Annotated in this window: 27 protein-coding genes; 15 read left to right on the top strand and 12 right to left on the bottom strand. The window is 64.3% G+C overall.

All coding sequences use genetic code 11. The features are described 5' to 3' along the window. Window positions 1-163 precede the first annotated feature (163 nt). Entirely contained in the window at window positions 164-1,150 is a 987-nt protein-coding gene (gene hemB, locus NGM06_RS15925) for a porphobilinogen synthase (RefSeq protein ID WP_254267907.1), read from the top strand. A gap of 51 nt (window positions 1,151-1,201) precedes the next feature. On the opposite strand, the gene NGM06_RS15920 is transcribed toward hemB, so the two are convergent. Together NGM06_RS15920 and NGM06_RS15915 are read right to left on the bottom strand one after the other, a co-directional pair. After that, window positions 1,202-1,942, bottom strand: coding sequence for a hypothetical protein (locus NGM06_RS15920; protein ID WP_254267906.1), 741 nt, complete (start codon window positions 1,940-1,942; stop codon window positions 1,202-1,204). Between the two features lie 16 nt (window positions 1,943-1,958). Beyond that, window positions 1,959-2,696 (bottom strand): hypothetical protein, encoded by a 738-nt coding sequence (locus NGM06_RS15915; protein WP_254267905.1) that lies wholly within the window; start codon window positions 2,694-2,696, stop codon window positions 1,959-1,961. Between the two features lie 262 nt (window positions 2,697-2,958). On the opposite strand from NGM06_RS15915, the gene NGM06_RS15910 reads away from it, so the two are divergent. Next, window positions 2,959-3,483 (top strand): hypothetical protein, encoded by a 525-nt coding sequence (locus NGM06_RS15910; RefSeq protein WP_254267904.1) that lies wholly within the window; start codon window positions 2,959-2,961, stop codon window positions 3,481-3,483. A 35-nt stretch (window positions 3,484-3,518) separates the two neighbouring features. On the opposite strand, the gene NGM06_RS15905 is transcribed toward NGM06_RS15910, so the two are convergent. Beyond that, window positions 3,519-4,013, bottom strand: coding sequence for a cupin domain-containing protein (locus NGM06_RS15905; protein ID WP_254267903.1), 495 nt, complete (start codon window positions 4,011-4,013; stop codon window positions 3,519-3,521). 440 nt (window positions 4,014-4,453) lie between these two features. Here NGM06_RS15905 and NGM06_RS15900 point away from each other — a divergent pair, with 440 nt between their 5' ends. Both NGM06_RS15900 and NGM06_RS15895 read left to right on the top strand, forming a co-directional pair. Further along, window positions 4,454-6,178, top strand: coding sequence for an ammonium transporter (locus tag NGM06_RS15900; protein WP_254267902.1), 1,725 nt, complete (start codon window positions 4,454-4,456; stop codon window positions 6,176-6,178). A gap of 173 nt (window positions 6,179-6,351) precedes the next feature. Beyond that, the gene (locus NGM06_RS15895; protein ID WP_254267901.1) at window positions 6,352-6,768 is read left to right on the top strand and encodes a DUF5518 domain-containing protein; all 417 of its coding nucleotides are present in this window, start codon (window positions 6,352-6,354) and stop codon (window positions 6,766-6,768) included. 50 nt (window positions 6,769-6,818) lie between these two features. Here NGM06_RS15895 and NGM06_RS15890 read toward each other — a convergent pair whose 3' ends face one another. Then, a complete protein-coding gene (locus NGM06_RS15890) occupies window positions 6,819-7,052 on the bottom strand; it encodes a hypothetical protein (RefSeq protein ID WP_254267900.1) in 234 nt (77 codons plus the stop codon). A gap of 167 nt (window positions 7,053-7,219) precedes the next feature. Here NGM06_RS15890 and NGM06_RS15885 point away from each other — a divergent pair, with 167 nt between their 5' ends. Continuing rightward, on the top strand, window positions 7,220-7,852 hold the full coding sequence (locus NGM06_RS15885; RefSeq protein WP_254267899.1) for a DsbA family oxidoreductase: 633 nt from the start codon (window positions 7,220-7,222) through the stop codon (window positions 7,850-7,852). A gap of 53 nt (window positions 7,853-7,905) precedes the next feature. Further along, window positions 7,906-9,246 carry a glutamate-1-semialdehyde 2,1-aminomutase gene (hemL, locus tag NGM06_RS15880; RefSeq protein WP_254267898.1) on the top strand — a complete coding sequence of 447 codons (1,341 nt, stop codon included), beginning with the start codon at window positions 7,906-7,908 and terminating at the stop codon, window positions 9,244-9,246. Window positions 9,247-9,302: 56 nt separating this feature from the next. Here the strand turns inward: hemL and NGM06_RS15875 are convergent, their stop codons facing one another. Continuing rightward, window positions 9,303-9,500, bottom strand: coding sequence for a hypothetical protein (locus tag NGM06_RS15875; protein ID WP_254267897.1), 198 nt, complete (start codon window positions 9,498-9,500; stop codon window positions 9,303-9,305). A 108-nt stretch (window positions 9,501-9,608) separates the two neighbouring features. Between NGM06_RS15875 and NGM06_RS15870 the strand changes: the two genes are divergently transcribed. Continuing rightward, on the top strand, window positions 9,609-10,079 hold the full coding sequence (locus NGM06_RS15870) for a hypothetical protein (protein ID WP_254267896.1): 471 nt from the start codon (window positions 9,609-9,611) through the stop codon (window positions 10,077-10,079). Window position 10,080: 1 nt separating this feature from the next. Here the strand turns inward: NGM06_RS15870 and NGM06_RS15865 are convergent, their stop codons facing one another. Continuing rightward, complete coding sequence (locus tag NGM06_RS15865) at window positions 10,081-10,296, bottom strand: hypothetical protein (protein ID WP_254267895.1); 216 nt, start codon at window positions 10,294-10,296, stop codon at window positions 10,081-10,083. Window positions 10,297-10,409: 113 nt separating this feature from the next. Between NGM06_RS15865 and hemC the strand changes: the two genes are divergently transcribed. The 6 genes from hemC to NGM06_RS15835 all read left to right on the top strand — a co-directional run bounded on the left by hemC (window position 10,410) and on the right by NGM06_RS15835 (window position 16,811). Then, window positions 10,410-11,570 (top strand): hydroxymethylbilane synthase, encoded by a 1,161-nt coding sequence (gene hemC, locus NGM06_RS15860; protein WP_254267894.1) that lies wholly within the window; start codon window positions 10,410-10,412, stop codon window positions 11,568-11,570. A gap of 1 nt (window position 11,571) precedes the next feature. After that, the gene (locus NGM06_RS15855; protein ID WP_254267893.1) at window positions 11,572-12,315 is read left to right on the top strand and encodes a uroporphyrinogen-III synthase; all 744 of its coding nucleotides are present in this window, start codon (window positions 11,572-11,574) and stop codon (window positions 12,313-12,315) included. A gap of 116 nt (window positions 12,316-12,431) precedes the next feature. Beyond that, window positions 12,432-13,106: an RNA 2'-phosphotransferase gene (locus tag NGM06_RS15850; RefSeq protein ID WP_379793565.1), complete on the top strand. Its 675-nt coding sequence runs from the start codon at window positions 12,432-12,434 to the stop codon at window positions 13,104-13,106. Window positions 13,107-13,175: 69 nt separating this feature from the next. Further along, a complete protein-coding gene (gene recJ / locus NGM06_RS15845) occupies window positions 13,176-14,618 on the top strand; it encodes a RecJ family nuclease (RefSeq protein WP_254267891.1) in 1,443 nt (480 codons plus the stop codon). Between the two features lie 471 nt (window positions 14,619-15,089). Then, complete coding sequence (locus tag NGM06_RS15840; RefSeq protein ID WP_254267890.1) at window positions 15,090-15,422, top strand: DUF5783 family protein; 333 nt, start codon at window positions 15,090-15,092, stop codon at window positions 15,420-15,422. Between the two features lie 672 nt (window positions 15,423-16,094). Then, window positions 16,095-16,811, top strand: coding sequence for a hypothetical protein (locus NGM06_RS15835; RefSeq protein ID WP_254267889.1), 717 nt, complete (start codon window positions 16,095-16,097; stop codon window positions 16,809-16,811). 110 nt (window positions 16,812-16,921) lie between these two features. Here NGM06_RS15835 and NGM06_RS15830 read toward each other — a convergent pair whose 3' ends face one another. After that, window positions 16,922-17,260, bottom strand: a complete 339-nt coding sequence (locus NGM06_RS15830; RefSeq protein WP_254267888.1) for a hypothetical protein — start codon at window positions 17,258-17,260, stop codon at window positions 16,922-16,924. Between the two features lie 290 nt (window positions 17,261-17,550). On the opposite strand from NGM06_RS15830, the gene NGM06_RS15825 reads away from it, so the two are divergent. Together NGM06_RS15825 and NGM06_RS15820 are read left to right on the top strand one after the other, a co-directional pair. Then, window positions 17,551-17,919 (top strand): NifU family protein, encoded by a 369-nt coding sequence (locus NGM06_RS15825; protein WP_254267887.1) that lies wholly within the window; start codon window positions 17,551-17,553, stop codon window positions 17,917-17,919. Window positions 17,920-18,012: 93 nt separating this feature from the next. After that, on the top strand, window positions 18,013-19,500 hold the full coding sequence (locus tag NGM06_RS15820) for a sulfatase (protein ID WP_254267886.1): 1,488 nt from the start codon (window positions 18,013-18,015) through the stop codon (window positions 19,498-19,500). Between the two features lie 56 nt (window positions 19,501-19,556). Here the strand turns inward: NGM06_RS15820 and NGM06_RS15815 are convergent, their stop codons facing one another. The 5 genes from NGM06_RS15815 to NGM06_RS15795 all read right to left on the bottom strand — a co-directional run bounded on the left by NGM06_RS15815 (window position 19,557) and on the right by NGM06_RS15795 (window position 26,542). Further along, window positions 19,557-20,582, bottom strand: coding sequence for a lysylphosphatidylglycerol synthase transmembrane domain-containing protein (locus NGM06_RS15815; protein WP_254267885.1), 1,026 nt, complete (start codon window positions 20,580-20,582; stop codon window positions 19,557-19,559). A 153-nt stretch (window positions 20,583-20,735) separates the two neighbouring features. Next, window positions 20,736-21,644, bottom strand: coding sequence for a ketopantoate reductase family protein (locus NGM06_RS15810; protein WP_254267884.1), 909 nt, complete (start codon window positions 21,642-21,644; stop codon window positions 20,736-20,738). A 517-nt stretch (window positions 21,645-22,161) separates the two neighbouring features. Beyond that, window positions 22,162-22,503, bottom strand: a complete 342-nt coding sequence (locus tag NGM06_RS15805) for a DUF7130 family rubredoxin-like protein (protein WP_368410449.1) — start codon at window positions 22,501-22,503, stop codon at window positions 22,162-22,164. Window positions 22,504-22,570: 67 nt separating this feature from the next. After that, window positions 22,571-26,122: a DNA polymerase II large subunit gene (locus tag NGM06_RS15800; protein ID WP_254267883.1), complete on the bottom strand. Its 3,552-nt coding sequence runs from the start codon at window positions 26,120-26,122 to the stop codon at window positions 22,571-22,573. Next, the gene (locus NGM06_RS15795) at window positions 26,123-26,542 is read right to left on the bottom strand and encodes a PPC domain-containing DNA-binding protein (RefSeq protein WP_254267882.1); all 420 of its coding nucleotides are present in this window, start codon (window positions 26,540-26,542) and stop codon (window positions 26,123-26,125) included. Window positions 26,543-26,618: the final 76 nt, after the last annotated feature.

Here is a 26,618-nt window from a genome sequence, read left to right as displayed (position 1 = left end):
ACGAGAGCGAGCGGGGACAGCATTCGTGACTGTCGTATCGACTGGCGGTAGTAAATGCGTTGTGACCCCGGCCGAGCAGAACCCCCTCCGGAGCGTGACCGCGCGACCCCGCCGAACTGACCGCGAGCGACGCGGTTTTGACGAGGGGGCCGCAAGGACCGATATGAACCTCACCGACCGGCCCCGTCGCCTCCGGCGGGACGGACTCCGCGAGATGGTCAGCGAGACCGACGTGGACGCCAGCGACCTCGTCGCGCCCGTCTTCGTGGACGCGACGACCGACGAACGAGTTCCCATCGAGTCGATGCCGGGCCACGAGCGCGTGCCCGTCTCGGACGCGGTGGCGCGCGTGGAGGAAGTCCTCGAAACCGGCGTCGAGGCGGTCATGCTCTTCGGCATCCCCGAGTCGAAGGACGAGCGCGGCACCCGGGCGTGGGCCGAGGACGGCGTGGTGCAGGAGGCGACCCGCCGCGTGACCGCCGAGACCGACGCCTACGTGATTACCGACGTCTGCCTCTGCGAGTACACCGACCACGGCCACTGCGGCGTGTTGGAAGAGGGAGCAAGTGAGGGCGAAGAGCGCCTGACGGTGAAGAACGACGAGACGCTCGACCTGCTCGGCAAAATCTCGACCTCTCACGCCGAGGCCGGGGCCGACATGGTCGCTCCCTCGGGCATGATGGACGGGATGGTCGGAGCCATCCGGGAGTCGCTGGACGACGCGGGCTTCTCGGACGTGCCGATCATGAGCTACGCCGCCAAGTACGAGTCGGCGTTCTACGGTCCCTTCCGGGACGCGGCGGACGGCGCGCCCGCGTTCGGCGACCGGCGACACTACCAGATGGACCCCGGGAACCGACGCGAGGCCCTACGCGAGGTCCGCCTCGACGTGGAACAGGGCGCGGACGTGCTGATGGTCAAGCCCGCACTCCCCTACCTCGACATCGTCCGGGACCTCCGCGAGGAGTTCGACCACCCGGTCGCGGCGTACAACGTCTCCGGGGAGTACGCGATGCTCCACGCCGCGAGCGAGAAGGGGTGGCTGAATCTGGAGGAGGTGGCGATGGAGTCGCTGGTGTCGATGAAACGCGCCGGGGCAGACCTGATTCTGACGTACTTCGCCGAGGACGTGGCGGACCGTCTCGACTGAGAACCTTGGCACTATCTAGAGGCGAACGAGGCGAAAAGGCCCCGGTGTCAATTACGGCACTCCTTTCGAGTTGTCAAGAGTCGATAGGTCCACGACCGAGATGTCCTCCAGATACTTAGCGCGTAGGACCCGCGTCACATCAATTTCCTGTTGCCATCGGTCGATGTTCACCGAACGCTCGTTCTTCGGGATGTGAGGTGCGTCAACGAGGTCATCGGAAACCTCGTAGGCTTTTACGGTTATCGTGTGTTCATCCACCTCAGTCGTCTGTTCCGTATTTGGTTGGAGGGCCGTTTTGAACGACCCCGTCGAGATAGTCGCAGCACCGGCTTCAGGCGTGATCTCGACACCGGGTTCTTGGAACGGTTCCTCCAACCCGAGGACGGCGATCGGCCGGTAAGTTGAGTCGTCAAGTGCTGTTGGAAGCACAGTAGTAGACTCGTTGCCTAACGAATGCTCTTTCATTGCGCCAAGTCCACTCTGTTTGACTATCGTCGCACGTGACTGGAAGGCAGACTTCTCAGTTGGCGATACTGCACTAGTCAGGTACATCGATTTCTCTGCTGAGTCAAAGAAGTAGCCCGGTGTACCGTTGATAAGGAACTCTTGGAGTTCGAATGGCTCATCGAATTGGTATTCAACACCCACTTGGACTAAGTCTACAGTTCCGATAGATTCGGTTGAACTCGCATTAGCGAGTCCACTAAGCCCAATGAGGCCTGCTGAAGCCCCTACGTTTTTTAGCACGGTTCGTCGGTCAACGCCGTCAGTATCGGTGTTGTTGGTTTGCATTGTATGTCCTCCTTAATTAACAGGACGGGTAGTTCCCCGTTATCTTGACAGCCTCTTTCGTACACCACGTCAGACTCGTCGTGTATCCGTTGTCAGCTCCGTTATAACTACAGTCCCCGATTCCATTGAGGTTGGGATGATACGTGAGCAACGGCGTCGTGTTGTGGCTTGAGTTTCGTTCGCCGAGTGCGTGTTCATACATGTAGTCATCAGACGTAAATCCACAATCGACGAGACACCGAACGTCCTTACTCTCCCAGTTGATGAAGTTATGGAGTGTCTCCTGAACGGCAGATGCCTTTACCTTCGACGTAGAACAACCGCTTAGAGGCGAAATTGCACCGACACCGGTGGTGAACGCATTATCTCCACAACTAACGACGTATGCCGAGTTAGCAGTACTCGTACTGCACTCATTGTAGTCGCCGACGAGCAGATGCGTCCCCTTGTAAGACGATAGGTCTTCTCCGTAGCCGTTGTCACTACCGTCTTCTAACCAAGATTGGAACGAATTGTTACTGTCTGTTTTTGGGTAATGGTCGGAGTCAGCAGTGTTGAACTTGTAAATCCGGTAGTAGTCTATCGACCCATAGGAGAGGAGTTGTTCACAGGCGCTCTTTAGTGCCCCCGGGACCGTGTCAGATGAGCTATTGACATTCCCTTCTTCATTCGACGTGTTTGGATACACACGGATGTACATTTGTACGTCTCCGTAGCTGTCACCGCCCTCCGTTAATTTACTGTATTTTGCCATGCAACGATACCTCTACCCCCAGCGTAAGTAAATTTTTCTATCTCAGACTGACATACATTTATTTTCTCTACTGGAGTATGTATCGTCAGAAGTACAGCGACCACAAGGTTGATTTAGTATATTATTAATAGAAATTACCATGAGAACAAGTTCTCGGCGGAGACTGCTAACCACTTGCGGAGGGCTGCTTGCCACCGCGCTATCGGGGTGTTCAGAGCGGGCAGCAGAGACCCCGGTGACGACCCAGAGAACTGACGAGCGAGTGAGTACGCGAACAATTGAGAGTGCACACACAACCCAAGAAACGCCGGAAGAGCGACTGGAACTCGGTGAGTGGCACGCCGACGGCCACTGGCGGTTCGCCGTGACGGAACTGGCGCTGTCGGCGACCGTCGAAACCGACGACGGCGAGACCCACGAGCTACCGCCCGACGAGCAACTACTCGTCGCCACGACCCGCGTCGCCAACGACGGCTCTGCCTTGGACGAGCATCTCGCGGGCCGGTTCGTCGCGCTCGTCGGCGGCGAGGCGTTCTCCGAGCAGTACCGCATCGAGAACCCCGAGACTGAGTGGCGGATTCGTGCGGACCAGTTACGTCGGGTCGAGTACCCCGGCCAGTGGACCGCCGAGGGACTCGCGGTCGAACCCGGCGAGACCACCACGGCGTGGTCCGCGTTCGTCGTGCCTCGGCCCGCGGAGCGCGGCGCGGTGAGAATCGGATATAACCCTGACCGCGAACCGGACGGTCCGTTTCCCGTGCAGTGGGTCACAGAGACCGAGCACTGACCGGAGACTACGTCACGGACGACGTACCGACCGAGTCACTCCGGCCCCGCGGTCATTCGCCTGACTTCGGCCCCGCAGTCCCCGCAGTAGAGGACGTACGTGTCACCGCCGTCGCGTTCTTCGTAGTCGCGGTCGGTCTCGTCGCCGCACTCCGGACATCGTTCTTCGATGACTGCGCCGTCGTCGGCCTTCGGCGCGCCGACCGCGATTACCCGCGCGGGTCCCTCGCCGGTCGCGACCGTGCGCTGTTTGGCCTCGGGCGGGACGAAGAACGCCTCGCCCGTCCCCACGTCGTAGTCGCCGTCGGGCGTCTCGACGCGAATCTCGCCCTCGACGACGTACAACAGTTCCTCGTGGTCCGGGTGACGGTGTTCGCCCCACGGCAACTGCTGTCCGGGGTCGGCGAGGTAGACGTTGAACCCGAACTCGGTAGCGCCGACCGCCTCGTCCACTTCCTTCTTGTGCCGAGTCGGATTGGGGGCGTCGGGCAGGTCCTCGACCGCGACTTTGCGGAACTCGCTGTCGGTCATGCGTCGAGATACGACGCCGACTCCGAAAAGGCCGCGCCTCGGTCTCGGGGACGAGGTGGTACGGCGAACGCACCCGTCAGGACGGTTCCGTAGCCGTTCTCTGGCCATCGACGCGCTTCTGAGTCCGGTTTCCGTCGCGCGCGCCCTCGACTCGTGGGACGAGGGCGCACGCTCCGACCCCGCCCTACGAACGTCCGAAAACCGAACGCCCGAACGTCCGCTTTCTGGACGGAATACAACCTTATATGGATATTATCCGATTTTAAATCGGACGACCGTCTACCGTAGACAGATTATTCTGTAGAAATTCAACGCTTATCCTTATGTACTGTTTTCCCGTCACAGTATATCGTGAGCGAACACACGAACCCAGAAGAATACGAGATTTTCCTGCACAGTCGTCCAGATGACTTCGTCGAACTCCCGACGGAGGGGTCTGAATGCTAGGCGCACCCCTACAGGTGGACCCCGGGTCGATAGCCAGCGGGGTCAACAACGTCTGGGTCCTGACCGTGACCTTCCTCATCTTCTTCATGCACGCGGGCTTCGCCATGCTGGAGGCGGGGCAGGTCCGGTCGAAGAACGTCGCCAACCAGTTGACCAAGAACATGCTGACGTGGAGCGTGGGCGTCATCGTCTACTTCCTCGTCGGCGCGGGTCTCTCGTCGGTCGTCGGCGGGGCGGCCGACCCCTTCGCCTACGTCAACGGCGGGTCGGACTCGTGGATCGGCTGGCTGTTCGGTGCGGTCTTCGCCATGACCGCGGCGACCATCGTGTCCGGTGCGGTCGCGGGCCGGGCGAAGCTCCGGGCCTACGTGACCTACACCGTCCTGCTGTCGGCGGTCATCTACCCGGTCGTCGTCGGCTTCACGTGGGCGGGCGGCTTCCTCACTACCATCGGTCCGGGCTTCCAGGACTTCGCGGGCGGCGTCATCGTCCACGGGATGGGCGGCATCGCCGGACTCACGGCGGCGTGGATTCTCGGGCCGCGGATGGACCGCTACAACGACGACGGGTCGGTCAACGTCATCCCCGGCCACTCGGTGACGTTCGCCGTCCTCGGGACGCTCATCCTCTGCTTCGGCTGGTACGGCTTCAACGTCGGCACCGCCGCGAGCGTCTTCGTGGTCGAGAACGGTACCCTCGCGCTCGGCGCGTTCGCCGACACGGTGGGTCGCGTCGCGCTGACCACTACGCTCGGCATGGCCGCGGGCGCAATCGGTGCGGGCACCGTCTCGCTAATCAAGACCGACAAGGTCGACACCCTCTACGTCGCGAACGGGATGCTCGCCGGACTGGTGGGCATCACCAGCAACACGAACGCCATCACGTGGGTCGGCGCGCTGGTCGTCGGTCTCGTCGCCGGAGGACAGCTTCCGATAGTCTTCGAGTTCGTGGAACGGAAGCTCAAAATCGACGACGTGTGTGCGGTCTTCCCGGTCCACGGGTCGGCGGGCGTCCTCGGGGCGCTGCTGTTCCCGTTCTTCGCCATCCCCGGTTACGAGGTCAGCTTCGTCGCGCAGGCCATCGGCGTCGGCGTCATCGCGCTGTGGACCGTCAGCGCGACGGCGTTCGTCTTCGGCGTCCTGAAACTGCTCGGTCAGGCCCGGGTCAGCACCGAACACGAGCGCGAAGGTCTCGACATCGCCGAACACGGCGTGGACACCTACCCCGAGTTCGGTCGTCCCGAGGTGTCCGAGGGAAGCGCAGTGCGGACCGACGGCGCTGGCGGTCTGCGTGCCGACGGGGGTGAGCGAACTTCGAGTTCGCGAGCCTCGTCGGAGCTTCGCTCAGACGGTGCCGGTGACCTGCCCGACACCGGCGAAATCAAGATGGTCACCGCCGTCGTCCGGCCCGACCGCCTCAGCGACGTGAAGACCGCCCTCGCACAGGTCGGCGCGCCGAGTCTCACGGTCACGAACGTCTCGGGCCGCGGGAGCCAACCCGCGAAGACCGGCCAGTGGCGCGGCGAGGAGTACACGGTTGACCTCCACCAGAAGGTGAAAGTCGAGTGCGTCGTCGCCGACGTGCCCACCGACGAGGTCGTCGAGGCGATTCGCGAGGCCGCCGACACCGGCGAACCCGGCGACGGGAAGATATTCGTGATTCCCGTCGAGGACGCCGTGCAGGTCCGGACCGGCGTTCGCGGGACTGAGGCGGTGTAAGAGGGCCTCGTCCGCGGCGAGTGTCGGTCGCCGCCGAACGTTCTCACCGACACCGACGGTTCCGATTCTCGGTTCTCCCCCGGTTTCCTGCGAGTTCCATTTTTCAGTATCGCCGCTCTGACTCGGTCCGCGAAACGGCCAACATATATCATCTCTCGGCGGAAGTGTTGGGTATGGAAGAGGAGCAGACCACTGTCCGGTCTACGAACTACTCTCCCGGCGACGAGAAGCGCCCGCGGAACGACGACCCGAACACCCTGCTGAACGCGCTCGTCGGTGCGGTCGTCACCGTCGTCGGCGCGCCGGTCCTCCCGTTCTCGGCCGTCGTCGGCGGCGGGGTCGCGGGCTACCTCCAGCGGGGTGACCTCAGTGACGGTGCGACGGTCGGTGCCATCGCGGGTATGCTGGCGGCGATTCCGGCGTTCCTGTTCGCGTGGGTCGTCGTGGGAGTGTTCCTGCTCGGCGCGGACCCCTTCTTCGCGCTGAGCGGACTGTTCGCCGGGTTCCTCTTCGTCGTCGTCGTGGGCTATCTCGTCGGTGCCGGAGCGCTCGGCGGCGCGCTCGGGTCGTACCTCCGACGCGAACTGTGAGCCGGGTGCGGCCGAAGGGGCAGGCCCCGCTCCGGACGAAGGAGTAGTTGCTATTTTTCGGACGCGCGCTTCCAGTAGCCTCGTGAGAACCAGACGTAGAGACCGGACAGCACCCAGCCGAGACCGATCCAGACGAGTGCGCTGACTCCCAAGTAAACGTCCGTCGGTGGGGTAGTCAATCCCCGATACAGCGATAAAATCCCTAACCCGAGAAATAGGACTGCGCCGACCGTATCGAGACGGTCGGCGACTCTCTCGGGCGTGAGCCAGTCGAGTGGAGCCATCGCTACGCCTTCGAAGACAGTGCTGTCTCTGATAAATGTACGCGAGAGGCGGTACGTCGAGGGCCGACAACGACAGGAGCGTCGCCGCCGCAGTCGGAATGCGGCCGGAAGGGGCAGACCCCGCTTCAAGTGAGGGGCTTTTCCATCTCGAACCCCCACAATGGAACATGAGTACGATAGACGAGGACAAACTGACGGTCTTCTCGGACTACGTCTGTCCGTTCTGCTACCTCGGAAAAGCGGCGATGGAGGAGTACCTCGACGAGGCCGACGACCCGCCGGAGGTCGAGTGGCACGTCTTCGACCTGCGGGGCTACAAGCGCCAACCGGACGGGAGCATCGACCACGACGTCGAAGACGGGAAGGACGACGACTACTTCGCGCAGGTCCGCGAGAACGTCGAGCGACTGAAAGAGCAGTACGACGTGGACATGACGCTGGACTACTCGCTGGAGGTGGACTCGTGGGACGCTCAGAAGGTCTCGCTGTACGTGAAGCAGGCCTACGACGAGGAGACGTTCCTCGACTTCCACGAGCGCACGTTCGAGGCGCTCTGGCAGGACGGTCGGGACATCGGCGACCCGGAAGTCATCGCGGACATCGCCGAGGGCGTCGGCGTCCCCGCGGACGAGGTGTACGACGCCATCGAGGACGACGGACTCGAACAGGAGATGAAACAGCGGTTCGAGGAGGCCAAACAGCGCGGCGTCTCGGGGATTCCGACCTTCACCTTCGACGGACACGGCGCTCGCGGCGCGATTCCGCCCGAGCAGTTCGAGCGACTCGTCGAGGGCGCCTGACCCCGGTCGGCCAGACAGAAATCGACTTTAGCCCCGAACCAGAAGACTACGGTATGCACGACGCGAACTCCCGCGAGTTGTACGACCGGGCGCTGTCGGTTCTGCCCGGCGGGGTCAACTCCCCCGTGCGGGCGGTCAGACCGTACCCGTTCTTCGTCGAACGCGGCGACGGCGCGCACGTCGTCGACGCCGACGGTAACAAGTACGTCGACTACGTGATGGGCTACGGTCCCCTGTTGCTGGGCCACGGCCTGCCCCAAGAGGTCGAGTCGCGGATTCAGTCTCAGCTCTCGGACGGCCCGATGTACGGCGCGCCGACCGAGGTGGAGGTCGAACTCGCGGAGTTCATCGCGCGCCACGTCCAGAGCGTCGAGATGCTGCGCTTCGTCAACTCCGGTACCGAGGCGACCACCTCTGCGGTCCGCCTCGCCCGCGGCTACACCGGCCGGGACAAGATAGTCGTCATGCAGGGCGGCTACCACGGCGCGCAGGAATCGACGCTCGTGGAGGGGAAGTCGGGCGGCGTCGGGTCGCCGAGTTCCGACGGGATTCCCCGAGCGTTCGCCGAAGAGACCATCACCGTCCCGTTCAACGACGAGCGGGCGGTCCGGGAGGTGTTCGAGGAGCGCGGTGACGAAATCGCGGCCGTCCTCACCGAGCCGATTCTGGGCAACTGCGCGTCGGTGGGTCCGGTGGAGGGCTACCTCGACAGCCTCCGCGAGATTACCGACGACCACGGCGCGCTCCTGATACTCGACGAGGTGATGACCGGGTTCCGCGTCGGCGGTCTCCAGTGCGCGCAGGGCAAGTTCGGCGTCACCCCCGACATCACCACCTTCGCCAAGGTCATCGGCGGCGGCTTCCCGGTCGGCGCGGTCGGCGGTCCCGCCGAAATCATGGAGTCGTTCACGCCGACGGGCGACGTGTTCCAAGCCGGAACCTACTCGGGCCACCCGCTCTCGCTCACCGCGGGGCTGGAGATGCTCCGATACGCCGCCGAGAACGACGTGTACGACCACCTCAGCGACCTCGGCGACCGGTTGCGCTCGGGGCTGACCGACATCCTCGAAGACGAGGCTCCCCGATACACCGTCACCGGGTACGACAGCATGTTCAAGGTCGTGTTCACGCGCGACGGGCCGCGCGACCTCTCGGGCCAGTGCGATGCCGGATGTCGGCAGGACCCCGACTGCCCCCGGTTCGACTACTGCCCCAAGAACAAGGCCGACGTGGACGCGGCCGAGACCGAGCGCTGGGAGCGCCTCTTCTGGCCCGCGATGCGCGAGGAGGGCGTCTTCCTGACCGCGAACCAGTACGAGTCGCAGTTCCTCAGTTACGCCCACACCGAGGAAGACGTGGAGGAGACGCTGGAAGCCTACAAGAACGCGCTGTAGCGCGATCGGAGCGACTGTTCGCGCCGAGACGCCCGCTCACGGCTCCCGCGGGCGAACTACGGTTCCGAGTAATCGACTTTCCCCTCTTCCTCGCTCATCTCGACGGCGTAGAGTCGCGCGTACGGAAGGTGGAGATAGCTCCCGTCGTCGAGTTGCACGCGGACGCCGTGGACCTTCCCGGAGTCGGATATCTTCTCGGCGCCCACCTCGACCGTCTGGACCCCGTCGGGGTCGTCGTAGGTGATTCGCGCCATCCCCTCGAAGTGGGCGCTCCAGTTCAATAAGGGTGATTGCGGCGCTCGGGGCGTCGTCGCGAGACCGCATGCGACACGCGTTTAGGGACCGCGCCCCCAATTCGGACCATGAGCAGTGAACGGGCCAACAGCGAGCGAACGAGACGCCGCCGGTCCCACCACTGGTACTGGGTGGCCGCCATCCCGGCGACGTTCCTCCTCTGGTTGGCGACCCTCGGGTGGTTGGCGCTGGCCTCCTCGTGGGAGGCGTTCGGATTCGGCGGCAACACGGTCGAACTCTCCTTAATCGTGCTCGGCGTACCGTTCGTGTTCCTGACGGCCTACTTCCCGCTGGCGGTGTATCGGGACGCCGACTACGTGAACCGGACCAGCGGCAAGTGGGCACCCGAACCGATGCGGATGGCGTTGACCGCCGGAGTCGGCCTCGTCGTGCTGGTTCTGGTCGGCGTCCCGTCGCTGTTCCTCGGACTGCCGCCGACGTACGGTGTCATCGCGGGGTTCGTCGTCAGCGTCCCCTTCGCGGCCTACTACCTCTCGAAGCGCCGCGAACACGTCGGCGTTCCCGACGTGCCGTGGTGACTCACTCCCGGAGGTCGGTCCTCGCCTCGGCGTCGAAGTAGTCGTACAGCGCCCGGTAGAGGCCCGCCGACTCGTTCTCGTCGGTTCCGAACCCGCCTTCTCCGTCGGACTCTCGCAGTGACTCCGAGTCGCTCGACTGCCGAGGCGACTTCCGCGGCCGCCGGATTGGCGTCCGAGTGGAAGTCGTCGGGTCGCTCGCACCTCGGCGCGTCCGCACGGACGACCGGAGCGAGGCGAAACCTGATTGGGGGCCGACGATTCGGGCGGGGCCGAAACCGCGTCCGCGAGGAGAACGAACAGGGTTTCAACCTCCGGCGCGGACGCTCACACATGAGCAAACACGGGACCGAGATACGCCTCGCCACGCGGGGGTCGGACCTCGCGCTCCGGCAGGCCGCCGAGGTGAAGGCCGCGCTGGAGGACCGGCGATTCGACGTGGAACTGGTGGAGGTCGAGACGACGGGCGACGAGATTCGAGACGAACTCATCCACCGCCTCGGGAAGACCGGGGCGTTCGTGCGAAGTCTGGACGAGAAGGTGCTGTCGGGGGAACTCGACGGCGCGATTCACTCGATGAAGGACATGCCGACCGACAGCCCCGAGAAACTGGTGGTCGCGGCCATCCCCGAGCGCGCCAGCGCCAACGACGTGCTGATAACCCCGGACGGGAAGGAACTGGACGAACTCCCAGAGGGCGCGACGGTCGGCACCTCCAGCCTCCGGCGGAAGGCCCAGTTGCTGAACTACCGCGACGACCTGAACGTCGAACCCCTCCGGGGGAACGTGGACACCCGCGCCGAGAAACTGCTCGCGCCCGCCCTCCAGCGGGAACACGAGGAGCGGACGCAGGCCGAGAAGGAGAAGCAGTCGGACAAGGCGATGGCCCAGAAGGGCCACAAGAAGGAGTACGAGGGGAAGTTCGACCGGACCGTCGAGGAGTGGTTCAACGACCTCGCCGAGGTCGAGCGCCGGGCGTTAGAGCGGGAAGTCGAGACCGAGTACGATGCCATCGTCCTCGCGCAGGCCGGACTCGAACGAAGCGGTCTGGCCCACCACCTCGACTACGTCGAACTTCCCAGCAGTCAGTTCGTCCCCGCGCCCGGACAGGGCGCGCTCGCGCTGACGGCGCTCGACAGCGAACTCGCGGGCGACGTGAACACCGTCCTCGACCACCCCAGAACGCGGGTCGAGACCACCGTCGAGCGCACCATCCTCGCCGAGTTGGGCGGCGGCTGCGTCGCGCCCATCGGCGTCCACGGCCTGATTCAGGGCGAGAACGTCCACGTCGACGTGCAGGTGTTCTCGCAGGACGGCACCGAAGTCATCGAGGCCAGTCGGGACGTGCCGGTCGAGAACCACGTCTCGGCCGCCAAGGAGTTCGCGGCCGACCTCGCCGAGCAGGGTGCCGACGACCTCATCGAAGCCGCGAAGGCCGACGACGAGGACCGGGAGAGCAAGCGGGGTGAGTCCGTCCATCAGGAGGACGAGTGAGATGAGTAGAGACGTGCGAGTCGCCGTCTTCCGGCCCGACGACGAACGACTCGCCGAGGCCGAGGCACTGCTGGACTCGCTCGGTGCCGAGACCGTCGCCGACCCCATGCTGGAAGTCCGGCCCACGGGCGAGACGCCTCGAGACGGCGCGTACGTCGTCCTGACGAGCAAGACCGGCGTGGAGTTGGCCGCGGAGGCCGGGTGGGACCCCGACGGCGCGACGGTCTGCGCAATCGGCGAGAGCACGGCCGAGGCGCTCCGCGACGCGGGATACGACGTTGACATCGTGCCGAAAGAGTTCTCCTCGGCCGGACTGGTCGAAGCACTCGCGAGCGAGGTCGAGGGCGAACGCGTCGAAGTCGCCCGGAGCGACCACGGGAGCGACGTGCTGACGGACGGTCTCGCCGACGCGGGAGCCGACGTAAACGAAACTACGCTATATCAATTGGTGCGTCCCGAGGGGTCCGGCGAGTCGGCCGCCCTCGCGGCGGCGGGGGACCTCGACGCCGCCGTCTTCACCTCGTCGCTGACGGTGGGCCACTTCTTGGAGGCGGCCGAGGAGCGCGGCGTGCGGGAGGCGGCAATCGCGGGCCTGAACGACGCCGTGGTCGGCGCTATCGGCGACCCGACCTGCGAGACGGCCGAGTCCGAGGGCGTCGAGGTGGACGTGGTGCCCGAGGTCGCGGACTTCGAGACGTTGGCCTGCGAAGTCGTGGAGACGGCCGCGCCGACGTATCACGAGTGACCGCGCGACGCCGGTAGCTATCTGCTCGTTCTCGGGCGAACTCGCGGACGGAACGCGGTTCTGGTCCGACCCCGCCGAGCGAATTTTCCGACGCGAACCCGAACGCCCCGACGAGCGTGACGGACCCGATACTCCGCTGCCCGGACCACGGTTTCGTGACCGCATCCGTCGGTGGCGACCCGAACTGTCCGGAGTGCGGCGCGGACGCCGAGCGAGTTCTCTCGGGCGAGCGCAGACGCCGCCTCTCGAAGTTCGTCAGCGGCGCGCTCCGGCACTTCCCCGACGACGCCGGTCTCGAACTGGACGACCGCGGGTGGGCCGACTACGAGCGACTGGCCGACGCGGTGGCGCGGAAGTACGACTGGGCCGACCCGCAACTCCTCGCCGCGGTGGTCGCCACCGACCCCAAGGGCCGATTCGAGCGCGAAGGGGGTCGGATTCGCGCGGCGTACGGTCACTCGGTAGACGTGACGCTGGAAGCGAGCGAGAGCGACCCCGAGAGCCGGATTCCCGACCGACTCTACCACGGCACCGACCCGGACAATCTGGACTCTATTCTCGCGGAGGGGTTACAGTCCATGAACCGGCAGGAGGTTCACCTTTCGGCGACGCCCGCGGAGGCCCGCGAGGTGGGACGTCGGCACGCCCCGAGTCCGGTCGTCCTCGAAATCGACGCGTCCGGGATGGTCGCGGACGGCCACCGGGTCTCGAAGCGCGGCGCGGAGACGTACACGGCCGACGAGGTACCGCGGGAGTATCTGGACGTTCGAGAGCAACGAGAGAAGGACTGAGACGGACGGAAAGACTCCGGAGCGGGAGACGCAGAACTTTATAAGTAGTAACGACTTACCTTGCTCCGAATGGCTTCCGCTGGTCCAGTTCCCGCCCTCGAAGAGCGCGCCGCCGCGTGCGCCGACCGCTTGCGGGACGCCGACGAGGTGTTGCTCGCGTCCCACATCGACGCCGACGGACTGACGAGCGCGGCGATAGCGTCGCGGGCGCTCGAACGCGCGGGCATCCCATTCGAGACCGTGTTCAGCAAGCAGTTGGACGCCGACGAAATCGCGTCCATCGCGGCGACCGACTACGAGACGGTGCTGTTCACCGACTTCGGGAGCGGCCAGTTGGACCTCATCGCCGACCACGAACGGGCGGGCGAGTTCACTCCGGTCGTCGCCGACCACCACCAACCCGCGGACGCGGACACCGAGTTCCACCTGAATCCGCTGTTGTTCGACATCGACGGCTCCTCGGAACTCTCCGGCGCGGGCGCGGCGTACGTGCTCGCACGTGCGTTGGAACCGGACGGAACCGACAACCGCGACCTGGCGGCGCTCGCGGTAGTCGGCGCAGTCGGCGACATGCAGACGACCGACGGCGAACTCGTCGGGGCGAACCAGTCCATCGTCTCGGAAGGCGTCGAGGCGGGCGTCGTGGAGACGGCGACCGACCTGACGCTGTACGGCAAGCAGACCCGGCCGCTGCCGAAACTGCTCGAATACGCCAGTGACGCGTACATTCCTGGTATCACGAACGACGAGAGCGGCGCGCTCCGGTTTCTCGACGGTCTCGACGTGGACCTGAGAGACGGGGACGGCGAGTGGCGGTGCTGGGTGGACCTGAACGAAGACGAGCGCAGTACGGTCTCGAACGCGCTCCTCCAGCGCGCGGTGTCGAGGGGCGTCAGTTCCGACCGAATCGAGGGACTGGTCGGGACGAGCTACGTCCTCACCGCCGAACCCGAGGGCACCGAACTCCGGGACGTGAGCGAGTTCTCCACGCTCCTGAACGCGACGGCGCGCTACGAACGCGCCGACGTGGGGCTGGCGGTCTGTCTCGGTAATCGTGACGGGGCGCTGGACTGCGCACAGAAACTGCTCGCCAACCACCGGCGGAACCTCTCGGAGGGCCTCCGGTTCGTCGAACGCGAGGGCGTCACTCGCGAGGAGAACCTCCAGTGGTTCCACGCCGGAGACGAGATTCGCGAGACCATCGTCGGCATCGTCGCCGGGATGGCGGTCGGGTCGGACGGCATCGAGCGCGGGACTCCCATCGTCGCCTTCGCCGAGAAGACCGACGACAGCGATGACGGCGAGGTGACGGAGGTGAAGGTCTCGTCGCGCGGGACCCCCGCGCTCACCCGTCGCGGTCTCGACCTCTCGGTGGTGATGCGCGAGGCGTCGCAGGCCGTGGGCGGCGACGGCGGCGGCCACAACGTCGCCGCGGGCGCGACGGTACCGAAGGGCACCGAGGAGGAGTTCGTCGAGCGCGCCGACGAACTCGTGGGCGAGCAGTTGGGATAGCCGACAGCGAGTCGAAGCGAAATACGGCGTGTTTTCGAGCAGCTACGGTCGGTAGCGTTGCCGTTCTGCGAGTTCACCGTGACGAATCGTGCGTCCCATCCGCTAACTCGGCGACTCCGTCGACGTTCCGCTGACAGCGACCGTCGAGCGATTGCAGAGAAATTCGTATCGCAGTATTTGATTTATGGACGCGGTATCGCTGATTCGCCCGATTTACCGAGTCAGGAGACGAGGCGTCAGATAGCTCCCGGAACGGCGACGCTCACTCGGCGAACTGTCCGGAGACCAGTAGTTTCGTACCGCAATGCTCTCAGCATCAGATAGAGGAGGCCAGTACTGGAGAAGAGGAAGCCAGACTGGAGATGTAGTAAGTCCTCGCGCACGCGCGGCCCTCCCACAGGTCACTGCGCTCCCGAACCGTCGTCACGCGGCATCGCCCGACTTTTACCCGCGCTCGTCCAATTCCGGCACATGAGCGACTTCGACCCCGAGAAGTTCGAGGACAAGTACGTCCACTACTTCAACGAACTACAGAAGGCGTACAAGAACGCGTTCAACCGACTCAACGAGCAGTACGACTCCGAACTCATCCACGCCATCGACCAACAGATTCTCAACGAGTCCGAACCCTTCTACGAGGGTGACGGCGAGTTTCGCGTCGAACTCCCGGAGAACCCGACCGAGCGCGTGCAGGCCATCGTAGTGGACGACGAGAAACTCGAGGAGATGCTCGACATCTACGTCGAAGAGATCGAGACGGAACTTCGTCGCGTGTTCGGTTTCGAGACCGAGAGCGAAGCGTAGTTCAGACTCGGTAGTGCGGATACGGTGGTTTTCTGGCGGCGTTCCGACGTTCCTCCGGCAGTTACTGTGAGTGCCACGCGAGAAAACTGAGACGGAATTGACCGATATAAATCACATATAGCTATATCCAATATCGCCGCGAGTCTCGACTTCGACGGATACGCAGTGAAAGTCCCAACGAGTGTAGCCGAGTTCAAAGCCATCGCGGCAACGGGTTGGTTCTCCCCCGTGCGAGGACTGAGACCTACGGGCACGGGAAGACGGTGAACTGTGTCTAGAGCGTTTCAGTCAAAGCGTAACTCTCCTCGGCGATTACCACGTGACTCCCTCGCTCGGGAGGAGCGGTTTCAGACTATCCCGTCACGGTTCCTCTTCGTGGGGCCGACGCGAGTGTCTCTCGATTAGAGGCGACCGCAACAGGTTCGACGCGGCGCTGAATCCGAAATTCGTTCAATGAATACTGTTCCTAGCTAATATTCAGATACGAAGAGAAGATACCAATCCATATTACTTTTTAAACAAATATGTTTCTTTTCCTAAGATACAGTTATTACCCCACTATCTAGTTCACAAATCGGAGTTATGGTTGAAGAAGAAAATAGCGTAAATAGAAGTCGTAGAAGTGCGATAAAATCCCTCGGTGCTGCAGCCGTCGGTCTCTCTACCGCTCCGATGTTGGGCAGTGCAAAACCGGGCGACGAGGAGATCTACGAGCGAGCGTACCGGATCCTCGAAAAGACCGGAAGTCACGAGAAGTTCAATCAGTACATGAAGAAGAAGGGGCTTTTCGTCTCCACCGTCCAGAACACGTACACGGTCCCCCGTCCGTCAACCTCCGAAGGGGAAGTCGGAACGCAGTACTTGGACAAGGCGGACTTGAACACTGGTCTCACTCTGACGGCCTACTCCAGTACGGACACCAAATACACCGCGACGATATCGTGGGATTGGTCCCGACAAGACGCCGACGACTGGGGCGAGCCGCCGAAGGACCTCGTCGGATTCTTCTGGCGAGACAACGAGTGGTACGTACAGGGTTCGGAGTACGACTACATCGACAAACACGTCTCGTTCCACTCCAGCAAGAACGACGGTGACGAGGGAATGGTCTTCGACTTCAACGATTCGAAGGGTGACGGTGGCGACCGGCACTGGGCCTCCATCGAAGCACGGTACGACGCCGAGAACGTCGACTCGGAGAAGAGACAGATATTCGGAAAGTACGTTCACACGTACGATTCGTTCTCGTATCCCGAGGTCTCGGTCGGTCTCCCGAAGGGTATCGACATCACGTCTCCGAGTGACGTGGACGGGAAAACGTGGACGTCCGAGGAGACCGAGGACGACGAACGCCTCGTCGTTTCACCCGACAATATGGTGGTCACCTAATCGGGTACTCGGACAGTCGAACGCGACTGGTCGAACAGCCATCTAGGTATCCGTTTCCGGGTCGGGTCGAGGAAAGAAACTGACGACGACGAACTACCGGCGGAGTCCGACTATCCGCAGTTCTGAACGCTCGTTTCCACGTCGTCGTTCCGGAGCGTAACTCGCAGACGATTCGGTCGATTCCCGGTACAACCGAACGACGTTATCAGTTCCGCGTCTCGCCCGTGTTCGAACTCGTCCTTGCCGGTCCAGACGTGGATACGGTACTCCCGGTCCGCGTTCGAAATTTCGAGCGCGTGGGTAGTTTCCGCCCGAGAGGACAGTTCGTCCGAGGAACGAGGCGGAAGAGTAACGGACTGACCCCACACCTCTTCGTCGTCGTCCACTCGTTCGACCGTGACTCTCGCTAGTTTCTTCTGTTCCGAGTCGTTCGTGACCGTAACGTTCACCTCACCCACGGTCTGGTTACCGCGTGAAAACGTGGAACACCCCGCAACGAGCGACAGTGTTCCGAGGCAACCAGCAGAGAGAAACGAACGGCGGGACCATTTAGGAGACATCGACCGAGCCTACAGAGGCGAGGGCGAAATACTTTCTCCCTGTCTTTCTGTTGAAATATCCGGGCGAAGGGGTCTCTAACTGCATTCCGGAAGACTCGAACGTAGAGCGCCAGTCGAACGACGATGGTCTCGGAGTGTTGAACCAAAGGCCTAAGACTTCCCGAAACCAATTCCGTCGTATGAGCACCGAGACTCAGGACGACGGGGACGACCTCGAGGAGCGCGTCAGCAACTTCCTGCGGCGCAACTTCCCCCAGATTCAGATGCACGGCGGCAGCGCGGCCATCCAGAACATCGACCGCGAGACCGGAGAGGTACACATCCAACTGGGCGGCGCGTGCAGTGGCTGTGGCATCTCGCCGATGACGATTCAGGCCATCAAGAGCCGTATGGTGAAGGAGATTCCCGAAATCGAGCAGGTCCACGCCGACACCGGCATGGACGGCGGTGGCGGCATGGGCGGCAGTGGCGGCATGAGTCCGTCGTTCCCCGGCGAGACGACCGACGACGGCGAGGACAGCGACGAAGGTCCGCAGGCTCCGTTCTAAGTCCGGGTTGTCGCACGGAAACGTCCCGATTCTTCGCGTAGAACGCGGCTAACATCAGGATATTTATCCCGCAGGGAGTTGGACGGTACTGGTATGACCAACGACGACGCTGCGGGGAACGTCGTATTCGTGGTCATGGACACGGTTCGCAAGAGCCATCTCTCAGTCTATGGCTACGACCGACCGACGACGCCGGGCCTGGAGCGGTTCGCCGACGAGGCGGCCGTCTTTGAGCAGGCGGTCGCCCCCGCTCCGTGGACCCTCCCGGTCCACGCCTCGCTGTTCACGGGAATGTACCCGAGCGAACACGGCGCGAGCCAAGAGAATCCGTACCTCGAAGGTGCGACGACGCTCGCCGAGACGCTCTCGGGCGCGGGCTACGAGACGGCCTGCTACTCCTCGAACGCGTGGATCACGCCCTACACGCACCTCACCGACGGCTTCGACAGTCAGGACAACTTCTTCGAGGTGATGCCCGGCGACTTCCTGTCGGGACCGCTGGCGAAGGCCTGGAAGGCGATGAACGACAACGACGCCCTGCGGAAGGTAGCCGACTACCTCGTCAGCGTCGGCAACAAGATTCACGAGTACACCGCCTCCGGGGAGGGTGCCGACTCGAAGACGCCGCAGGTCATCGACCGGACGATGGAGTTCATCGACGACGCCGACGACGACTACTTCGCGTTCATCAACCTGATGGACGCCCACCTGCCGTACCACCCGCCCGAGGAGTACAAGCAGGAGTTCGCCCCCGGCGTCGATTCCGACGAGGTCTGCCAGAACTCCAAGGAGTACAACTGCGGTGCTCGCGACATCTCCGACGACGAGTGGGAGGCCATCGAGAGACTCTACGACGCCGAGATTCGACACATCGACGCCGAACTCCAGCGCCTGTTCTCGTGGATGCGGGAGAACGACGAGTGGGAGGACACGATGGTCGTCGTCTGCGCCGACCACGGCGAACTCCACGGCGAACACGACCTCTACGGCCACGAGTTCTGTATCTACGACCCCCTCGTCAACGTCCCGCTGATGGTCAAGCACCCCGAGATGGACCCCGGCACGCGCGAGGACCGGCAGGTCGAACTCGTGGACCTCTACCACACCGTGCTGGACCACACCGGCGTCGAGGCCGAGCGCTCGACGGTTCCGCTCGACCGGACGCGGTCGCTCCTCGACGCCGATTACCGCGACTTTGCGGAAGGAGACTACGCGTTCGTGGAGTACTACCGGCCGGTCGTGGAACTGAAGCAGTTAGAGCAGAAGGCCAGCGACGCTGGCATCGAGTTGGACCGCGACTCCCGGTTCTACTCCCGGATGCGGGCCGCGCGCCGCCCCGACGCCAAGTACATCCGCAACGAGCGCATCGCCGACGAGTTCTACCACCTCGACGAGGACCCTGAGGAGTCGGACGACGCCTACGGCGAGGGCAGCGACGAGGAAGAGGAACTCGAAGGCGCGCTCTCGGAGTTCGAGCAGAGCGTCGGCGGCGAGTGGAAGGAAGTGGAGGACGAGGACGTGCTGGACGACATGAGCGACGACGCCAAGGACCGACTGCAGGACCTCGGATACATCGACTGACGCAGTCGTTCCTCCAACGCGACTCGACTCGAAAAGACAGAACAGCCGTCTCCTTTCTACACCGAATCGATGCCGACCACGCTCACGACCGTGCCGCCGATCGCGATGGGGACCCAGTAGACAGCGCCGCGGAAGATTATCACGGCGGCGAAGGCGGTCTCCCAGCCGACCGCGGCACCGGGGAGACTGGACAGCAGACCGACGAGTACCGCTTCGATGCCGCCCGCGCCGCCGGGAAGCGGCGTGACCCCCGCGATAGCGCCCACCGGGACGACGAACAGGAGTACGGAGAACGGAATCGGCGAGCCGATTGCCAGGAACGCCAGCCAGAGCGCGACCATCTGGCACACCCATCCCACCGTCGAGGCGGTGAGCGCGAGCGTCAGTCCGCGCCGGTTCGTCGCCACGCGCTCTATCGAGTCGAAGAACTCGCCGACGCGAGATTCGAGGGCGTCCCGTTTGAGCGACACGTCTACGGGAGCGACTCGCGACACGAATCGGAGTATCGGCGCGAGCACTCGCGCGATGGCGCGCTGCAGGGCCTGCCGGTTCCGCCAGCCGAAGAACCCGACGAAGGGGACGGCCACCGAGAGGACGACGATGGCCGCCGTGGCGAGTCGGAGGCGGCGACCGAACGAGGTCTGGGTCGCGTAGAACCCGGCACCGCCCAGCGCGAGGACGATGGACGGGACGAAGTTGAGCGAGTCCACGCTCGCGATGGCCGCCAGTCCGCGCTCGTACTCCGTGTCCGCCACCTTCGAGATGAGCAGCGCGGTCACGGGTTCGCCGCCCGCCTGTCCGAACGGCGTGATGTTGTTCGAGAACATCGCCCCGTTCAGGATGAAGAACGACTTGAGGAACGACACGTCGACGCCCAACACGTCGAGGACCGTCCGGAGGCCGAACCCCCACGCCGCTAGCCAGCCGAGCGTGACTACCACGAGGAGCGCGACCATCTCGCCGTCGGCCCGCCGGAGTTCTCGGACGAGTCCCTCGATGCCGACGAAGTACGACAGCAGACCCAGAATCGCGAACGTACCGAGAAACCCGAGAATAGTGGTTCGCAACTGCGCGTCGTTCATGGGCTACGCTTGCTTTCTGCATTAATCAGTATGTCGGAATCTCCACCCACACCTGACGGGGAAAGGACAACTTAGAGAGAGTTGTGACGGGCGTAGTCGTCCGTACGGCCGCGTTTCGTACGGTTAGCTATCGGAACAGCGGACCGGACCCGTTCACTCCTGCGGGTGCTCCACGGTTCCGTTCTCCCACGCCCGAAGCAGGTTCGTCAGCGTCCGATTGACCGGGACTGTTCGGTCGGCCTCGCGCGCGCGGGCGACGACGTATTCGTTGATGGCCTCGACTTCGGTCCGCCTGTCGGCCAGCACGTCTTGGTACATCGACGAGGTGTTCGCGGCGGTGGCCTCGGCGACGCGTTCGACGGCGTTGACGGCCTCGTCGTCGCCCAGTTCGACGCCCTGGTCGCGTGCGACGCGGGCCGTCTCGCGGGCCGCGTCCGCGGCGACGTCGCGGGCCGGGCCGTCGAGGAGCGCGCCGTTCTCCACGCGGGCCAGTGCGGTCGTGGCGTTGATGCCCGCGTTGACCGCCAACTTCTCCCAGAGGCGGCGGGGCATGTCGTCGGCGACGGTGGTCTCGATGCCCGCGGTCCCGAACGCCCGACCCGCCGCGTCGGCCACGTCGGCGGTGCCGCCCCCACGCGGGCCGAGAACGACTTCGCCGCGGCCGGTACACTCGACTTCGCCCGGTTCGCGGAGGACGGCACCGTAGGTCGCGGTTCCGGCGAGGACCGGGCAGTCGAGCGAGTCGGCGAGCACCTCCTCGTTTCCCATCCCGTTCTGGAGCGAGAGCGCGGCGTCGAACGCGCCGGTCGCGAGGGTCTCGCCCGCCGCCTCGGTGTCGAAGGCCTTGACGGTCACCACCGCGAGGTCGGCCGCGAGACCCGTCCCGTCGGTGGTCGCGTCGGGGCGGACCGCGAAGTCGAACCGGCCCCCGACGCGGAGACCGGACTCGCGCACCGCCGCGACGTGGGGGTCGCGTCCGACCAGCGTGACCGCGTGTTCGCGGGCGAGCAGGCCGCCGACGAGGCTTCCGAGGCTTCCCGCGCCGAACACGACGATGTCCATGTCTCCTCGTCGGGGTCGCGGGTAGAAAATCGGTTCGTCTCGCTCGCGGCTCGGGAGGTGAGTCATCCGTCTTGGCGTGCGCTGAGACTCGTCCGAGACCGGCGCGCGCTGGCGCGGCCTCCGCGCCGCACCATCTCCGTGCGAGGGACGAGGACCGTGGTTCGAGAGAGCAAAGCTCTCTCGTCATCCCGAAAGTCCCCGATTTTCGGAGACAACGCAGTGAGGACCGCAGTCGGTTGGGGAGGACGTGGCGGCGGCGGTTCGCCGTGGGGAGGGCGAAAGGGGCCGTCCGGTCGCGTCCGAACGGCTTGGTCGTCTCCGCGAGCAACTATTCCCGCGCCGGGCAGTGCGGAGAGGCACGGGAACATCTCGCGGAGCGACCGCGACCGGCCGGGGGCTTTCTATACGTTCATCACTGCGTTAGTCGGGGTGCTGTCCGAGTCTATCACGAGGCGGAACGAACTGATAGTAAAAATGTTCGCCGTGCAACCTCTGATTCCGAAAGAGAAGCGAACGCCTAGTCCTCGGTCCAGTACATCAGCGCTTCCTTCGGTTCGCCGCAGTTCGGACACTCGTCCGGAATCCCGTCGTCTATCTCGCCCATCTCGCCGCACTCGGTACACCGCCACATCAGTTCGCCCTCTCCGTACTCGTGACCCGCGCGGGAGTGTTCGACGCTCAGACTCTCGACGCCCTCTCGCGTGGTGACGAAGAACCCGCCGCGCTCGAAGCCCCGAATCTGCCCGATTTCGTTGCCGTCGTCGTCGTAGACGCTCTGGCCCAAGTCGAGTTGCATGATGGTCTCGGCTGCCTGCTCGTCCCCGTCGTCCTCCAGTGGTTGCTCACCGTGTCCACTCATACGGTGAGGTACGGCGTAGGTACTGATAAAACTCGTCGCCGATTTGAACCACTGACGGAGAGCAGCGCTACATGAAGTCGGCGATGCTTCCCTGCTTGTTCTTGTCGTTCTCGAAGATGCTCTCCAGTTTCGTGTCCAGCAGTTCGAGTCGCTGTTTGGTGTACTCCCGACAGTCGTACGTCTCTGCCACCTGAATCGCGGTCTCCATGTACTTGTTCACCGACCCCTCGTGGACGGTGAGGTTGACTCTCCCGCCGCACTCGCGGCAGTCGCCCGTGAGCGGCATCCGTCGGTACTTCTCACCGCAGTCGAGACACCGGGTCTCCTGTCGAGAGAACGCCCGGAGGTTACCGATGAGGTCCGGAAGGAAGTGGTACTCGATGACGCGCTCGGCCACGTCTGTCTCGTCCACCGACCGGAGCTTTCGGGCCAGTTCCAACTGCGCGTTCATCTTGTCCATCATCGACCCGAGCGTCTTGTACGCCGAGAGGTCCGGCCCGAGCGCGATGTCGGAGGTGTCGTGGCTGTGGTGGAAGTCGGTGTACTCGCGGTCGGTGCCCAGATTCTCCTCGGCGATGGTCATCACGTCCTCGACCTCGCCGGGGTCGGCCATCTCGCGGGTCGCCTCGTAGAACTCGCGGGGGTACTCCCGCACGATGTCCATGTTGTGTGCCTCGTCGTCGATTTCGGAGGGGTCGATGCGCGAGGACATCACGAGGGGCGCGTCCATCTGGCCGCCGCGCTTGTCGGGTAAAAATTCTTTACTGAAGTTAAGAAGCCCGTCCATGAGAAGCATAACACAATCCTCGTCGCCGTCACAATTCCGTCTTTTTGCGGCGTGAAAGTACGGATGTGCGTATCCGACGGCCGCGGACGTGAAGCCGACGATGCGGCCCACGACCGCCGCGGAGGTGTGAGGTGCCATCCCGAAGACGAGTTCACCGACGAGTTCGTCGCGTTCGTCCATCTCGTAGAACGGGTCGAGACCGTAGTACTGTTCTAGCAGGTCGTCCACGAAGTCGGCGGTCTTGAGCAGGTGTTCGGCCGCGCCGTCCGAGAGGACGATGTCCTGCACTTTCAGTTCGACCAGTTGGTCGTCGTGGCGGAGCGGGTCGCCGTAGATGTCCTCCTCGTAGCCCAGCGACCGGAAGTGGTCGGCCGACACGTCGAGTTCCGAGGGCCGCACGCTCGTCACGGGGAGGTCGGTCATGTCGTAGCGGACCGTCCCGTCCTTGAACGCCGAGACGCCGTGTTTCGCCCTGAGGATGCCCTTCTCGATGGGTTCGGGCGTCTTGTACGACGACGACAGCCCTTTGACGCCTTTGAGCGTGTCGAAGGCGTTCTCGCGCTCGCCGACCGATTCGAGCGCCGACCGAAACTCGTCGTTCACGTCGATGGTTCGGCGCTCGACCGACGTGGCCTCGACCTCGCAGCGGTCACAGACCGCGCGTCCCGACTCGTCGAGTTCGACCACCGACCCGCAGGAGGGGCACTCGAAGTGCGCGAAGGTGTTGCCGCCGCACTCCGGACACTCGCACTCGAACGTGTGCTCGCCGCAGTCCTCGCACTCCCGGCGGCCGACCTGCGCCTCGACGAGTCCGGGCGTACTCTCCATGTCCGGCGCGTGCTTGGCGGCGGCGGCCACGTCGCGCTGACTGCCGCCCGCCTCGCCGATGGGGAACAGCGTGTGGACCGCGGGCGAGAGTTCGCGGCTCTCGGACTTCTCCGGGCGACCCATCCGGTTGCCGACGCGCGTGGGCGCGCGCTCGCGAACCTCGAAGGGTGCGACCTCGTTGACCGCCCGAACCGCGTTGTCGCCGTCTTCGTCCTCGCCCCAGTTCCGGGCCTCCGGCGAGAGGTCGTCCCACGTCTTCTCGAGACCGTCGTCGATTCCGAGCGACCGCGCGAGGGGCCGCCACTCGGGGATTCGGATGGTCGCCTCGTCCTGCTCGTGGGGAACGAGGATGCATTCGAGAGCGGTGCGAACCGCCTCCTCGGTGAACTCGATGACCAAGTCGCCGTCGCCGCCCTCACCGTCCACGATGTCGCCCGCCGCGACCGTCTCGGCGAGGGCTTCGAACTGCTCGACGGTGGCGTCGTGCCAGAGGTACGTGTACTTCGGATGGAGCGGACAGTCGTACTCGGTCGCCCACTCCACCGCCTCGTCTGGACTCGGGTCCGAGAGGTCCACGCTGGGCGAGTCGCGGAGCGCCTGCACGTCTGCACCGGCGGCCTCGAAGTCCTGCACCCACCACTCGAAGGTGTAGGAGGCGGGCGCGAGGGGATGGTTGTTCTCCACGAACTCGCCGTAGTTGACCAGATACTCCCCGAGGTCGAGAATCTTCTCGACGCCGTTTCGGAGTTCCAACGCCTCGTCGGGGTCGTCGATGCGTCGCACGTCGCCGTTCGCCAGTCGCACGGTCGGGCCTTCGATGGAGTCCACGGGGACCACGCCCGCGGCCTTGCCGGGACGCTCGGTCTTTATCTGAGTCCCGGTGGCGAGGAAGTCGTCCACGAGGTGCATCGTCGCGGGGTGGACGCCCGCGGTGGCGAAGCCGTGGTTGCGCGCTCGGCCGTATCGCAGTCGGAAGCCGCCGGACTCGCTGGGGTGTCCGAACACGGGGCGTCCGGCGATGAGGTCCCGGAGGAACTTCTTGGCGGGTTCGACGCGGGGCGGGCCATCGACGCCTTCGACCGCCTCGTCGGCGCCCTCCTCGGCCGCGGCGTCTTCCGCTTCGGCGGTCTCCTCTCCGTCGTCTCCCCCGTCGGCGTCGTCCTTCCCGATGGTACCGTCGATGAGGTCCTGTAGCCACGGCCAGTCGATTTCGTCCAGATTCCGGGTGTATCGCTGAATCTTGGGGGCCTTGAGCGCGATACCCTCCGCGAGGACGAGACACATGCCGCCCCGGGCGTTGTTGGTATCGACTCGTTCGAGGTCGCGGAAGCCCGAGACCTCCTCGTCGCCGGTCGATTCCCCGTCGAGCATGATGGGGATGTGTTCGGCGATGAACTTCGTCTCCTTGTCCTTGGGCGAGTACTGGAGTCCGGTCTCCTTGTCGTAGAGGGTTATCTCCTCGGCGTAGCGCTCGACCTCCTCGTCGCGGGCCTCGTACTCGGCCATCCCGACGAGCGCCCGAGTGTAGTCGGCCACGAGGACCGAGAGGGCCTGCGCGGTCCCACCGGCCGACCGAATCGGTCCGGCGTAGTAGACGTTGACGAACTCGGTGCCGTCGTCGTTCTCCAGCACCTCGACGCGGTCGATACCCTCGATGGGGGCGGCGACCACGCCCTCGGTGAGGAGGGCGACTGCGGTCCGGACCGCGCCTTCGACCTTCCCGGCCTTGCTCTCGTAGTCGCCGACTCGCCCCTCCGCGAAGTCCTCGGCGAGTTCGAGCGCGGCCTCCTCGCGTGACATCTCGCCCTCCAGTTCGCGGACGCGTTCGGCCACGCCGTCGATACCGAGAATGTTTTCGACCCTGTCGGCCATGTCCTTGGCGACCGGAATCTCGACCTCGGGCTTGGGGTCGCCGCTGCTCTCGCGGGCGTCGCGTGCCACCTCGAAGGCGTCGTCTAAGTCGTCTTCGAGGTCTTCGAAGTAGTCCTCGTCCTCCTCGCGCATCTATAGCCAGAGGTCGAGGTCGGTGGGTTCGTCACGTTCGCGCTCCAACTCGTCCTCGAAGGTCCGCATGTAGAGTTCGCCGGCGAAGACGGTGGCCGAGTCGAGGTGGCCCGCGAGCGTCTGGCCGCTCTTTCGAGAGAGGACGGCGTGGGTGTGAGCGAATCGGTCGCCGTCCAACCACGAGACGTTACCGACGCAGGAGGCGACTTCGAGCGGTTCGTCGAACGTCACTTCCCGGTACTGGAGTTCCGACTGGTCGTAGTACCAGACGGTGGCGTCCTGCACCGCGCCCATCGCGACGAACCACGCCGCGTCCACGTCCGCTTCGGCGGCGAACGTCTCGATCTCCTCGCGCCAGTCCTCGTCGTGGTCGAGTCGCGCCACGAACTCGCGGTCCCCTGAGACCTCCCGGTAGTTCATGTTCTGTGGAACGAGGACCGTCGGGAAAAAGGTTCAGTATTAGCTCGTTACCCGAGTTGCGCGGAGTCGTGACGGA

It is taken from the genome of Halorussus aquaticus (genome assembly GCF_024218795.1).
GTDB lineage: Archaea > Halobacteriota > Halobacteria > Halobacteriales > Haladaptataceae > Halorussus > Halorussus aquaticus.
Note: the sequence above shows the minus strand (reverse complement) of the source record. Positions and strands in the feature narration are given on the sequence as shown.

Coding starts and splice junctions, on each gene's coding strand:
- hemB (WP_254267907.1), top strand. CDS start 164: ATGAACCTCACCGACCGGCCCCGTCGCCTCCGGCGGGACGGACTCCGC.
- NGM06_RS15920 (WP_254267906.1), bottom strand. CDS start 1,942: ATGCAAACCAACAACACCGATACTGACGGCGTTGACCGACGAACCGTG.
- NGM06_RS15915 (WP_254267905.1), bottom strand. CDS start 2,696: ATGGCAAAATACAGTAAATTAACGGAGGGCGGTGACAGCTACGGAGAC.
- NGM06_RS15905 (WP_254267903.1), bottom strand. CDS start 4,013: ATGACCGACAGCGAGTTCCGCAAAGTCGCGGTCGAGGACCTGCCCGAC.
- NGM06_RS15900 (WP_254267902.1), top strand. CDS start 4,454: ATGCTAGGCGCACCCCTACAGGTGGACCCCGGGTCGATAGCCAGCGGG.
- NGM06_RS15895 (WP_254267901.1), top strand. CDS start 6,352: ATGGAAGAGGAGCAGACCACTGTCCGGTCTACGAACTACTCTCCCGGC.
- NGM06_RS15890 (WP_254267900.1), bottom strand. CDS start 7,052: ATGGCTCCACTCGACTGGCTCACGCCCGAGAGAGTCGCCGACCGTCTC.
- NGM06_RS15885 (WP_254267899.1), top strand. CDS start 7,220: ATGAGTACGATAGACGAGGACAAACTGACGGTCTTCTCGGACTACGTC.
- hemL (WP_254267898.1), top strand. CDS start 7,906: ATGCACGACGCGAACTCCCGCGAGTTGTACGACCGGGCGCTGTCGGTT.
- NGM06_RS15875 (WP_254267897.1), bottom strand. CDS start 9,500: ATGGCGCGAATCACCTACGACGACCCCGACGGGGTCCAGACGGTCGAG.
- NGM06_RS15870 (WP_254267896.1), top strand. CDS start 9,609: ATGAGCAGTGAACGGGCCAACAGCGAGCGAACGAGACGCCGCCGGTCC.
- hemC (WP_254267894.1), top strand. CDS start 10,410: ATGAGCAAACACGGGACCGAGATACGCCTCGCCACGCGGGGGTCGGAC.
- NGM06_RS15855 (WP_254267893.1), top strand. CDS start 11,572: ATGAGTAGAGACGTGCGAGTCGCCGTCTTCCGGCCCGACGACGAACGA.
- recJ (WP_254267891.1), top strand. CDS start 13,176: ATGGCTTCCGCTGGTCCAGTTCCCGCCCTCGAAGAGCGCGCCGCCGCG.
- NGM06_RS15840 (WP_254267890.1), top strand. CDS start 15,090: ATGAGCGACTTCGACCCCGAGAAGTTCGAGGACAAGTACGTCCACTAC.
- NGM06_RS15835 (WP_254267889.1), top strand. CDS start 16,095: ATGTTGGGCAGTGCAAAACCGGGCGACGAGGAGATCTACGAGCGAGCG.
- NGM06_RS15825 (WP_254267887.1), top strand. CDS start 17,551: ATGAGCACCGAGACTCAGGACGACGGGGACGACCTCGAGGAGCGCGTC.
- NGM06_RS15820 (WP_254267886.1), top strand. CDS start 18,013: ATGACCAACGACGACGCTGCGGGGAACGTCGTATTCGTGGTCATGGAC.
- NGM06_RS15815 (WP_254267885.1), bottom strand. CDS start 20,582: ATGAACGACGCGCAGTTGCGAACCACTATTCTCGGGTTTCTCGGTACG.
- NGM06_RS15810 (WP_254267884.1), bottom strand. CDS start 21,644: ATGGACATCGTCGTGTTCGGCGCGGGAAGCCTCGGAAGCCTCGTCGGC.
- NGM06_RS15805 (WP_368410449.1), bottom strand. CDS start 22,503: ATGAGTGGACACGGTGAGCAACCACTGGAGGACGACGGGGACGAGCAG.
- NGM06_RS15800 (WP_254267883.1), bottom strand. CDS start 26,122: ATGCGCGAGGAGGACGAGGACTACTTCGAAGACCTCGAAGACGACTTA.
- NGM06_RS15795 (WP_254267882.1), bottom strand. CDS start 26,542: ATGAACTACCGGGAGGTCTCAGGGGACCGCGAGTTCGTGGCGCGACTC.